Here is an 11479-nt window from a genome sequence, read left to right as displayed (position 1 = left end):
TGTTTCGGCCTCTCACACGCGCCTGCAGATAAAATAACGATCGGCGGGCACCGAGGGCGGCGGCGGGAGGCGTTGCAGCCGCGGGTGATCGAGCGGCGTGCCGCTGACCGCGATGCCGCCGACACGAAGCAGGCGCGCGGTCAGATCGGGAAGCCAGGTAGCGGTCACCGCATCGCGATCTTCATAACCGGTGCCGATGTCGGCGTGAACAAGAGCGGCATCGATGCCAATGAACCTGGTCGCCGTCTCGCGTATTTCGCCGAGCACGAGGTTTTCAGCTTCGGGAATTGAGCTGGCGTGCGCGGCAAGTGCGCGGTCGAACGCCACGATCCGGCGTCCGGGCAGGCGCTCGCGCAGATGGTGGAACGTCCGTCCATTGCCGAGGCCGAGTTCGATCACCGGCCCCTCCATCTTCGCCACTTCTACGCAGACTTGATCGAGAATGTCGCGCTGTGCCGTCATCCTGCGGATGAAACTATCGAGGCGACTCATATGCGATTCTCACTTGTAGGGGTCTGCGGCGTCACGCAAGCCGTCGCCGAGGAAGTTGAACGCCAGGATGACGAGAATGACGGGGAGGATCGGCAAAAGCAGCCATGGATAGAACGCGATCACGCTGACGCTGCGGGCCTCGGTGAGCAGGATGCCCCAGCTGGTTATCGGCGCCCGCAGGCCGAGCCCGAGGAAGCTCAGCGCCGTCTCGCCCAGGATCATGCCGGGTATGGAGATCGTCGCCGCCGCGATCAGATGCGACATGAAGCCGGGAATGAGGTGCCGACGGATAATGCGGCTGCTGCTGGCACCCATCAATTGCGCGGCCAGAACGTAATCCTCCTCGCGCAAGGCTAGAAGCTTTGAACGCACGGCCCGCGCCAGTCCGGTCCAGTCGAGCAGCCCGAGAATGACGGTGATGCCGAAATAGATCAGAATCGGACTCCAGGTTATGGGCATGATCGCCGCCAGGGTCATCCATAGCGGAATGCTGGGGATCGATTGCAGAACTTCGATTATCCGTTGAACGATCAGGTCGAAGATACCGCCGTGATAGCCGGCCAGTCCTCCGATGACTATGCCGAGCAGGAAGCTGAAACTGATGCCGACGAGGCCGATTGTCAGCGAAATGCGTGCGCCATAGATGATGCGCGACAGCACATCGCGCCCCAGCCTGTCGGTGCCGGCCAGAAAGAGCTGGCCGTTTTCGGCAGGGCAGACAAAATGCCTGTCACCTTCGATCAGGCCCCAGAACCGGTAGCTGTCGCCCTTGCAGAAGAAACGGATCCGCTGAACGTCATCCTGTTTGTCGACGTAGTTACGCTTGAGCGTGTCCATATCCAGCATCATCTGGCGGCCATAGACGAACGGCCCGACGAACTGGCCGTTGTGGAACAGGTGCACCCGCTGCGGCGGCGCATAGATGTAGTCCATGTTGCGCGTGTGTAGATTGTAGGGCGCCAGCCACTCGCAGATCAGTATCCCGAAATAAAGCGCTGCCAGGAATATGCCGGATATGAAAGCCAGCCGGTGCCGTCGGAATTTCCACCACATCAGCCGCAACTGCGACGCCTGAAAGACCTTCGACTGCTCCGGCGTCATCGCCTCGACCGACTGCAGGTCAAAGGGCGCGATGGAAACGTAGTGTTGCAGCGGGGCGCCCGGCGCGGGCAGCGGCGATTGTGTGTTCATTTGGTGCTGCCGCCCTGCAATCGAATTCGCGGATCAAGCAGCGCCAGCGCCAGGTCGGAAATCAGGACGCCGATGACCGTCAGGAAGGCGAGGAACATCAGGAACGACCCTGCCAGATACATGTCCTGGCTTTGCAGCGCCTTGATCAGCATCGGTCCGGTCGTTTCCAAAGACAGCACGATCGCCGTGATTTCGGCGCCGGAGATGATGGCCGGCAGGATAGAGCCAATATCCGAAATGAAGAAATTGAGCGCCATGCGCAGCGGATATTTGACCAGCGCCCTGAAGGGATGAAGGCCCTTGGCGCGAGCCGTCACGACATATTGCTTGTGAAGCTCGTCGAGCAGATTGGCGCGCAGCCTCCGGATCATGCTTGCCGTGCCGCCGGTGCCGATGATCAAGACCGGGATCCAGAGATGGGCGAGGATCGACTTTGCCTTGGCCCAGCTCATCGGCTCGCCGAGATATTGCTGATCCATGAGATGGCCGATGGACGTGCCGAACCACATGTTGGCGAAATACATCAGAATCAGCGCCAGCATGAAGTTCGGAATGGCAAGCCCGAGAAGGCCGAAGAAAGTCAGGCCGTAGTCGCCCCAGCTGTATTGATGCGTGGCGGAGTACATGCCGATCGGAAAGGCGATGAGCCAAGTGAAGACGATGGTGACGAAGGAAACCATCACGGTCAGCCACATTCGGTCCCCGATGACGTCGCGAACCGGCAGCTCATATTCGAAGGAATAGCCGAAATCGCCGTGCAGCATCCCGCCGACCCAGAAGAAGTAGCGAATGACCGGCGGCTTGTCGAAGCCATATTCCTTGCGCATCATCTCGATGCGATCGGAATCCACCGCTTCGCCCTGGGCCCGAAGCTCGGCGACATAGCTGTCGAAGTAGTCGCCCGGGGGAAGTTCGATGATCGTGAACACCAGCGCCGATATGATCAGCAGCGTTGGAACCATAACAGCGATGCGCCAGACAATATATCGAAGCACGCTCAGGACTCTCCAAGCCAGAATGTATCCGGCATGTAGACACCGAAATAGGCAGTCGGGTCGTAGCCGTAGAGCGCCTTGTCAGGCAGATTGCGCAGCCGCGAGGATGCCAGGACCGGCTGATAGGTTCCGTTCACCGTGCCGATCGAAAACACCTGATCGGTGTAGATCGATAGCATTGAATTCCAGATTTCGGCGCGCTCCGTGGCTTCGGTCGATGCGTTCCAGCGCTTGAGCAAAGCCATCAACTCGACCACGGGCGGAAGATCGGGCGCCTCACCGACCGTGCCATGCGACAGGTAGTGAGCGCCCCAGAGCGGCCATTGCAGTTGGTCGTCGATGGTGGGGGCCAGTTGGTACGGGTTCATGTCGGCGGTCGGCACGCCATTGTCGATGCCCGACCACATCGACATCATGATCTGGCCGCCAAGCGCGCGGCTGCGGAAGATATCGCGCTGCGAAGTCCGGATGAACAGGGCGATGCCGATCTGGCGCCAGTGATCGGTGATGAGTTCGAGCGCGTCGGTTTCCAGCGTGCTTTCGCCGGCCGTTTCCACCACGATCTGCGCCGGGCGTCCGTCGGGAAGTATCCGCAGGCCGTCATCGTCACGCGACTGAAGCCCGACCTCGTCGAGCAGGGCATTGGCCTGGTCCGGATCATGGGCGACCCAGGCTTTCGCGAATTCCGGCCGGTAGAGCGGGCTCTCCGGCAGGACCGTATCGGCACTTTCCTGCGCCAATCCGTAGAACACGGCCAGATTGATCTCGCGCCTGTCCACAGCGAGCGAAAGTGCGCGGCGCATGCGCACGTCACGGAGAAGGCCACGCCATACCTGGTCGGCACAATTCAGATTGGGCAGCAGCGCCAGCCGCGAACCCTGTGTACGCTTCCAGAGATGCATCTTCACCGGGTAGCGCTTCTCCGCGTCCTTCAGGAAGGCGTAATCGCTGAAGTCGATTCCCATGCATTGCAGGTCGCTCTCACCCGCGCCGGTCTTGGCGGAAATGATCGCCGACGAGCTGACATTCATGACGATCCGGTCGACATAGGGCAATTGCCGGCCATTCTCGTCTACTCGATGAAAGAACGGGTTCCGCTCGAAGACGAACTGCTCAGCCGGCGGCTTGGTCCGGTTCTGCCAGGGATCGAGCGTCGGCAGATCCGGGTTCTCCGGGCGATACTGCCGCGACATGCGGATATGCATGAGCGTCCATTTCTGGACCCGGTTCTCCTTCATCAAACCGGCGAGCCGGAATGGATCCTGGTATTTTTTGTGGAACTGCTTGAGATAGGCGGCCGGCAGAACAAGCGATAGCGGCGAAGCAGCAGCGAGCTTGGGCAGGAAGTCGGGATTGGGCGCATCCCAGCTATAACGGACCGTCAAAGGATCGACGATCTCGAAGCGTGGCGGCTTTCCGTCCGCCAGCAGGGCCGGGGCGAGCCCGCCTTGCGAAAGCTCATCGTTGAGCCAGACATCTTCCCAGCAATAGCGAAAATCCTCCGGCGTCAGCAGGCTGCCGTCGGACCATTTGTGTCCTTCCCGTATCTTGAAAGTGAAGACGCGATCATCCGCTACGTCGAAACTTTCGAGAATGTCGGGCTGCATGTTGAGCTTTTCGTCATAGCCGACCAGGCGAGCATACCCGTAGATCGTCATCATCCGGATATCTTTCTGGCTGCCGATGATCGTGCGCAGCGTGCCGCCATACTGGCCGGGCTGCCGGCCCATCGCAGCGAGATTCAACGCCCGCGGGCTCTTGGGCAGGCGTTCGGCGAGTGCCGGCAGCGCCCTGGCCTTCAGCTGCGGCTGAAGAAATTCCGGCTCCAGATCGCCGGCGCGCAACGTGCCCGGCAGAAATGCCGAAGCCATGAAGCCAAGGACTGTGCGCCGGCTGATCAATGGCGTAGCTCGCTGACATCGGCCGAACGTCGGGCCAGCACGAGGTGGCCGCCGCCAAGATCGAGCGGCGACAGCGTGTCCTCATCGCCCTCGTCGCGGAATTGCGGTCCCCATGCGCTGGTGTCGGAAGCGCCGCTGAGCTTCAGCGTCTTGAAATCCATCGGCCTGTCGAGGTCGGGGAAAGGCACTGCGGCGACCAGTGAGCGCGTGTAGGGGTGGACCGGTTTCCTGAGCAGAATTTCGCGCGGCGCAAGCTCGACGATACGCCCGCCGCACATCACCGCGATGCGGTCTGCCATGTAGTCCACCACCGCCAGGTTGTGGGATATGAACAGATAGGTCAGGCCCAGTTCCTTCTGCAGGTCCTTCAGGAGGTTCAGGATCTGCGCCTGGACAGAGACATCGAGCGCCGAAACCGGCTCGTCGCAGATCAGGAGTTCAGGTCCGAGCGCCAACGCGCGCGCGATGCCGATACGCTGACGCTGTCCGCCGGAGAAACTGTGCGGATAGCGCTTGATGAAGCGCGGATCGAGCCCGATTGCCTGCATCAGGCTCTTGACTGTGGCCAGCCGGGACGCGGCGTTGCCACGTTGATGGATTTCCAGCGGCTCGCTCAAGATGTTCTCGACCGTCATGCGAGGCGAAAGCGATGAAACCGGATCCTGGAAGACCATCTGGATTTTTGCGCGCAGCATGCGCAGGGCGTCTCCCTCGCCTTGCAAGACGTCGATCGCTCCATCGCGGCCGTTGAAGATCACAGAGCCGCCATTAGGGGTGACAGCCCGCATGAGGATCTTGCTGACGGTGGTTTTGCCGGAGCCGCTTTCGCCGACCAGGCCCAGGCACTCGCCCCGCCTGATATCGAAGCTCACGCCGTCCACGGCGCGAACAGTGGTTTGATGATCCCCGCCGAACCATCCGGACTTGTGGATGGTGAAGACCTTTTTCAGATCTCTGACCGACAGCAGGATATCGTCCGGTCCCTTCGATGCCGGCGCCGTCTGCTTGCCGAGCAGGTTCCCGACATTCACCGGCACATCACGGAGCGCCTTCAGCCTTTCGCCAGGCTTCAGGTCGAAATGCGGAACGGCTGCCATCAGGCCTTTCAGGTACGGGTGGCCTGGCCGGCGGAATATCGCCTCGACAGGTCCCGCTTCCATGATCTCGCCATGGTAGATGACCACCACCTCGTCGGCGACATTGGCGACCACGCCGAGGTCGTGCGTGATCAGCAGCATCGCCATGTTCAGCTTGGTCTGAAGCCCACGCAGCAATTGCAGGATTTGCGCCTGGATGGTGACGTCCAACGCCGTCGTCGGCTCGTCGGCGATCAACAGGGCCGGCCGGCAGATAAGCGCCATGGCGATCATGGCGCGCTGACGCAGTCCTCCCGAAAGTTCAAAGGGATACATGTGATAGGCGCGCTTGGGATTGGGAAAGCCGACAAGGCTGAGCATTTCCTCAGTCCGCGCCCTGCGCTCCGCCCGAGCCATAGGCGTATGAATCTGCAGGGATTCGCTAACCTGGTCGCCGATCGTGTGCAGTGGCGACAGCGATGTCATCGGCTCTTGAAAGATCTTGCCGATGCGGCTGCCTCTCAAAGCCCGGATTTCGGGTCCATCACGCGGCATCTGCAGGATATCCTGCGTCGTGCCGGGCTTTTCAGGATCGGAAAACAGGATACGGCCGCGAACATGGGCTGAGCTTGGCAATATGCCCATCACCGCCTGGCTGAGGACCGATTTTCCGGAACCTGACTCGCCCACAAGCGCGGTAACCTTGCCGGGCAGGACGCGAAGATTTGCGCGCCTGACGGCATGCAACGGTCCCCCGATAATGGCAAAAGAGATGCCAACGTCCTCGATCCGCAGCAGATCAACGCCCGAATTCATTCTCACACCAGCCCCACTCTGGCAGGTCCCAGAAAAGCGAGACTAGCGCATTACCAGCCTAGAGCAACTTGGATTCGAAACGGCCGTCGGCAGCATAACCGACGGCCGGACGGCCTGCCAAGGCGTTCGGATCCGATCGTGGCGGTTACTGAAGCTTCCTCGGGTCGCCCTCCGACAGCCGCGCGGCATCGCGATGAAGCAGCATGACCTGCTCGGCGTCCGACATTCGGTCGTAAATCGGCTCCAGCGCACCGTCCTCATCGACTGCGAGAGCAGCCGACAGATCGGGTGAGAGCACTGTCAGCTTCTGCTTGATGCCTACCAGTTCCTCCTTGCCGAGCGTCAGCCAGCTGTTGGCGCCGCAATAGTCGGCGAAATCTTTGCTGGCGAGAACGCTGTGCGGATATTTCTTGGTCAGGGTCTGGAGGCGCTGGACCTCGTTTACAGCCGAGCCGAAGACAGAGAATGTGAGCCGATCGGTAAGCCCGACATTGCCGAACATCACATTGCCGACATGCAGGCCGATACCGAAGTTTATGTCGGACAACCCCTGCTCCTTTCTGCGCAGATTGAGATCCATCATGCGCGCGGTGGCCTTGTGCGCTGCAGCAAGAGCAGCCTGGCAGGCGGTCTCGGACTGCGAGCGGTGCCTTTCGCAAGGGTAGACGGCAATGAAGCCATCCCCGATGAAACTCATGATCTGCCCGCCTTCGCGATTGAAAGGTGCGGCAACGGCGTCGAAAAACTGGTTCAGCGTATCGATATAGATTTCGCGGCCGGAGGTTTCGGCAAGCCTTGACGACCCGCGCATGTCGGCCATGACCAGTGCGGCCCGGATTGTATCGCCCTCGCCGCGCCTGATCTGGCCGTCCAGCACGCGCCTGCCGGCGTCGCCGCCGAGATATGTGGTCATCATGTTGTCGGCGAGCTTGGTGAGCACCGCCATCTTGGTTGCGATAGCGAGATGGTTCTGGATGCGCAGCAGCGCCGAAATCATGCTGTCGCTGAAGCCTGCGGCGCTGTCGGTGGACCAGGACCCCATCATGCCCCGACTGGTGTTGCCGCCGAAAGGATGGACGAAAGCCAGGTAATCGGTGACGCCCATAAGCCTGAGGTCATCGAAAACAGGAAACTCCGACGGCACCGACGGGTCGAACCGACGCCGCAGATGGTCGAGCTTGTTGCTGAGCAGATGGTAGTATGGGCTGGTCAGGAACCTGTCAGACGGCGCGCCGCCCTTTTTGCGGAAGCCTTCCACTTCCATGTCCTGGCCGCGAAACCAGGTGAAGCCTAGCGCGTCATAAAGCGGATGAAGCATCGAAAAGCTCAGATGCACCCGCTTCAGCGGCAGGCCGGCAGCCGCCAGCCGTTCGCAAAAGCCCTTTACCAATGTTTCCAGGTCGTTGCCCGCCAGCGCCGATTGGGTCAGCCAATCGGCAACCTTATCCATGAGAATGGTGGAAATTTCTGCTTGCGCTGTGCTCATGCTATCTCGAAACCCATCGAAGACCGAGCCATTATCCTTTGATCCGCCATAACACAGTCCGCCAACGACCCAAAGATAGGAACCCCGAAGTCAACGAGGCCGGCTTGGCGGCAAAAGCAGCGAAGAATTTTCTCGGATGATTGTCCCTGCGGCCATGGAACAGGCCTAACTGCATCTATCTCCTGGCACGTTAAGTGGCGAGGCTGCCGGCGGAGTGCAACCACAATCCTGACATCGGGCAAAAAAATCACCGGCTCAGACGCCGTCAGGCCTTCACCACCGAGCGGCGCCTCTTGATCGTCATATCCTCCCGAGTGGTCGGGATCTCGGTAACATGCGGATCGTCGAATTCCGCCTTGCAAGCCTTCATCAGACCGGTGCCTTCGCCTTCAGGCTTGCGGCGGCCATCGCATAGCCGCCGGCGGCGCCATCGATGAAATGAATATGATCGCGCTGCAACGGCGAGGCGACGAGGCATGTCATCAAGGCCGATCTCTGGCGGTGCAGGCCATAGCTGCAGATGCCCGCCTCTTCCGCCTGTTTCAGCCGGTTTTCGATCCGTTGCAACACATCCGCGTCAACATCGATGGTCATCTTCAAGCCGTCGTCGAATTTCCGGAAATCCGAATTGCTGGCCACGTCGCGTTTGTAGATCCTCGGATCGAACCGACCGATCGTCCAGCCAAATCGATCGGTGACAGCCGCAAGCGTCAGCAGGAACAATATCCACAGCTTCGACAGCCACCGCCGTCCTGCCGGCGCCACGGCCCTCGCCTCGAGATCGAAGCCGGCGAGCGAAAAACTGTAGGCCGGCCCGTTCACCGGCACCGGATGGCCATCGCGTTCTTGCCTGCCGGCAAGGGCGATGATGTCGGAAACCAGAGACTGAAAACCGCGCAAGTCGCGCAACGCGCCCGGTACGGCGATAATCGAGACGATTTCGCCATGCCGGGCTTCGATCGGGCTCCAGCGGCAGGAGAGACCTGTCAAATCCGGCCGTACGCCGGCCGGCGCCGGATCGATGCGGTAGCGGCCCGCTTTCATCTCGGCTTCCGCCCAATGGCCGCCACCGCCGGCGAACATGGCATAGAAGACCGCTTCGGAGGCCCGGAACCTTGCCACCCGAACGTCGAGGCCTTGCGCTCTTATATCCTCTATCGGCACGATCGCGGCGCGCAAGGTCAGGTCCAGTTCGTCCGCCACCCATCTCTGCACAGCCGCCAGCGCGTTGCGGGTGATCTCCAGCGCCGAGCCCGGAAACGCCACGAGCGCGCCGTCGCCGCCGAAGACAAAGGGGAGATCCTGCCGACCCAGCGCATTGAGCAGCGCCGAAATGACGCTGGCGCCGGCCATATTGACGGTTTTATAGCGCCCAGCCCCGATCGCCTTGGTCGAGCCGACGATGTCGGCGGTGGCCAGCGCCCAGCCATCCGGGAGGGGACGATAGTTATCGATATCGGCAACGCTTTCGAACTTTGCGAAGACCGGCAAAGAAGCGACAAACGGGTCCGACGCGGCAGCTGTATCCATGAACATCAGATAGCACATTCCACTGCTTGAAGGTGATGGCGATCATGCTTCGAAATTGACTTGCGCAGGCTTTCCGATGATAGGGTCTGGCGATGCGAATTGCCTTCTACGCGCCGCTGAAGTCGCCCAACGATCCCGTTGCCTCCGGCGACCGCCAGATGGCACGGATGCTGATCAAGGCGCTGGAGCATGGAGGGCATAGCGTCGAACTGGCATCCGAATTGCGCTTCTATCTACGCGAACCGGAATCGAAAAGTTTCGATGCGCTCAAGATCGCGGCCCGAGAGGAAGCCGCGCGGTTGACCAAGCTTTGGGATCGTGACGGCAAGCCCGATCTCTGGTTCTGCTATCATCCCTATTACAAGGCGCCCGACCTGATCGGGCCCGAGCTGGCGTCGGCCTTTGCTGTCCCCTATGTGACTGCGGAAGCCTCCTATTCGAGGCGGCGCAACGCCGGTTTGTGGGCCGATACGCAAGCGTTGGTGATGCGGGCCGTCGAACAGGCGGCGCTGAACATCTGCTTCACGCAAAGGGATCGTCAGGGACTGACAGACGCGATTCCCGACGCCGCTCTCGGTATGCTTTCGCCCTTCATCGACACATCGCCGTTCCAGGAAACGCCGGCACGGGGTTGTCCGACGCGCCTCGTTACCGTCGCCATGATGCGCCCGGGCGACAAAGCCGAAAGCTATCGCATGCTGGCGCAAGCGCTCGGTTCGATCGGCCATCTGCCCTGGGCCATGTCGGTTGTCGGGGACGGGCCGGCCCGCGACGAGGTCAAAGCGCAATTCGCCGGCTTGCCCGCCGACCGTATCGAATGGCTCGGCGCGATCGAGCCGGCCGCCGTGCCGGATGTCCTCTACAGTGGGGGAATTTACGTCTGGCCGGGTTGCGGCGAGGCCTATGGCGTTGCCTATCTTGAAGCGCAGGCCGCCGGCCTTCCGGTGGTGGCTCAGGACATCGCCGGCGTTCCGGAGGTCGTGCGGCATGGCCGGACCGGGTTTCTCACCCCGCCAGGCGATGTGGCGGCGTTCGCTTCCGCCATTGAAAGGCTTCTGGCCGGTAACGACGAAAGAACCATCATGGCCGCGGAAGCCAGACGTTTCATCCTCGAAGAACGTTCCCTCGGTGCTGCAGTGGCGCGTCTGGCCGAACTTCTGGCGAAAATCCCGGTTTCATGACATCCGATCAGATCTGGCAGCCCCTGGTGGAAGAACTGGCGTGCCGGCAACGGGCGGGCCGTAAGGCAGAGTTCTGGCTGCGCGACGACGACGCCGTGGATCCGACGCCTGCGCTTGATCGACTGCTCGACCTCACCGGTGAATTCGCGGTTCCGGTCACTCTGGCCGTCATTCCGGCCCTGACCGATGAGAAGCTTGTCGCGCGGCTTGACGAGGCTCCGCATGCGACGGTCGCCATTCATGGCTGGGCGCACCGAAATCATGCGCCCGAGGACCAGAAAAAGCAGGAGCTCGGCGCGCACCGGCCGCGCGAGGCGGTGCTCTATGATCTGGCTCGCGGGCTGTCGCACATAACCGGCCTGCACGGCGCACGTGCCGTTCCGATGCTGGTGCCACCCTGGAACAGGATCGACGCCGGCTTGGTATCCGACCTTGGATCGATAGGATTTGCGGCATTGTCGGTCTACGGACCGCCGAAACCCGCTTCGCTGGCGGTCATCAACAGCAATGTCGACATCATGGATTGGCATGGCACGCGCGGCTGCCGCGGTCATGACCAGTTGGTTCAGGCTATCATCGCGCAATTGCGGCACGACGGCGGAGAGCCGGTCGGCCTGCTCACCCACCATCTCGTGCATGATGAATCGGCCTGGCTTTTCCTCGAACGGCTGTTCGCAGTCACCGCACGGACTGAAGTCTGCGCATGGCTTCCGATCAGGACATTGATCGGGCGCAGCGCCGGTAGAGCAATTCCAGGAAAAGTGTGAGCGGTTTTCCGTCCGGAATTGCGTCAAAACAAGGAGGTAGAGGC

At 61.2% G+C, this 11479-nt stretch carries 9 protein-coding genes; 2 read left to right on the top strand and 7 right to left on the bottom strand.

The genetic code is table 11. The annotated features are described in order from the left end of the window. Positions 1-12 precede the first annotated feature (12 nt). The 7 genes from AC4FWB_RS15735 to AC4FWB_RS15705 all read right to left on the bottom strand — a co-directional run bounded on the left by AC4FWB_RS15735 (position 13) and on the right by AC4FWB_RS15705 (position 9505). Positions 13-492 (bottom strand): class I SAM-dependent methyltransferase, encoded by a 480-nt coding sequence (locus tag AC4FWB_RS15735; protein ID WP_491027099.1) that lies wholly within the window; start codon positions 490-492, stop codon positions 13-15. A gap of 9 nt (positions 493-501) precedes the next feature. After that, the gene (locus tag AC4FWB_RS15730; protein ID WP_320302082.1) at positions 502-1683 is read right to left on the bottom strand and encodes an ABC transporter permease; all 1182 of its coding nucleotides are present in this window, start codon (positions 1681-1683) and stop codon (positions 502-504) included. Next, a complete protein-coding gene (locus AC4FWB_RS15725) occupies positions 1680-2678 on the bottom strand; it encodes an ABC transporter permease (protein ID WP_491027098.1) in 999 nt (332 codons plus the stop codon). The genes AC4FWB_RS15730 and AC4FWB_RS15725 overlap by 4 nt, the downstream gene beginning before the upstream one ends. Positions 2679-2680: 2 nt before the next feature. Further along, positions 2681-4579 carry an ABC transporter substrate-binding protein gene (locus tag AC4FWB_RS15720; RefSeq protein WP_491027096.1) on the bottom strand — a complete coding sequence of 633 codons (1899 nt, stop codon included), beginning with the start codon at positions 4577-4579 and terminating at the stop codon, positions 2681-2683. Continuing rightward, positions 4576-6471, bottom strand: a complete 1896-nt coding sequence (locus AC4FWB_RS15715) for an ABC transporter ATP-binding protein (protein ID WP_491027094.1) — start codon at positions 6469-6471, stop codon at positions 4576-4578. Before AC4FWB_RS15715 ends, AC4FWB_RS15720 begins: the two co-directional genes overlap by 4 nt. 145 nt (positions 6472-6616) lie before the next feature. Next, positions 6617-7957: an adenylate/guanylate cyclase domain-containing protein gene (locus AC4FWB_RS15710; protein WP_491027093.1), complete on the bottom strand. Its 1341-nt coding sequence runs from the start codon at positions 7955-7957 to the stop codon at positions 6617-6619. Positions 7958-8326: 369 nt separating this feature from the next. Next, positions 8327-9505: a DUF3095 domain-containing protein gene (locus AC4FWB_RS15705; protein WP_491027091.1), complete on the bottom strand. Its 1179-nt coding sequence runs from the start codon at positions 9503-9505 to the stop codon at positions 8327-8329. 74 nt (positions 9506-9579) lie between these two features. Between AC4FWB_RS15705 and AC4FWB_RS15700 the strand changes: the two genes are divergently transcribed. Together AC4FWB_RS15700 and AC4FWB_RS15695 are read left to right on the top strand one after the other, a co-directional pair. After that, positions 9580-10668: a glycosyltransferase family 4 protein gene (locus AC4FWB_RS15700; RefSeq protein WP_491027089.1), complete on the top strand. Its 1089-nt coding sequence runs from the start codon at positions 9580-9582 to the stop codon at positions 10666-10668. Further along, complete coding sequence (locus tag AC4FWB_RS15695; RefSeq protein ID WP_491027087.1) at positions 10665-11435, top strand: polysaccharide deacetylase family protein; 771 nt, start codon at positions 10665-10667, stop codon at positions 11433-11435. Before AC4FWB_RS15700 ends, AC4FWB_RS15695 begins: the two co-directional genes overlap by 4 nt. The last annotated feature ends 44 nt before the right edge of the window (positions 11436-11479 follow it).

Source organism: Mesorhizobium sp. LEGMi-168a, from assembly GCF_058312955.1.
The sequence above is the reverse complement of the archived record's forward strand: the minus strand, read 5'-3'. Positions and strand labels throughout refer to the sequence as shown.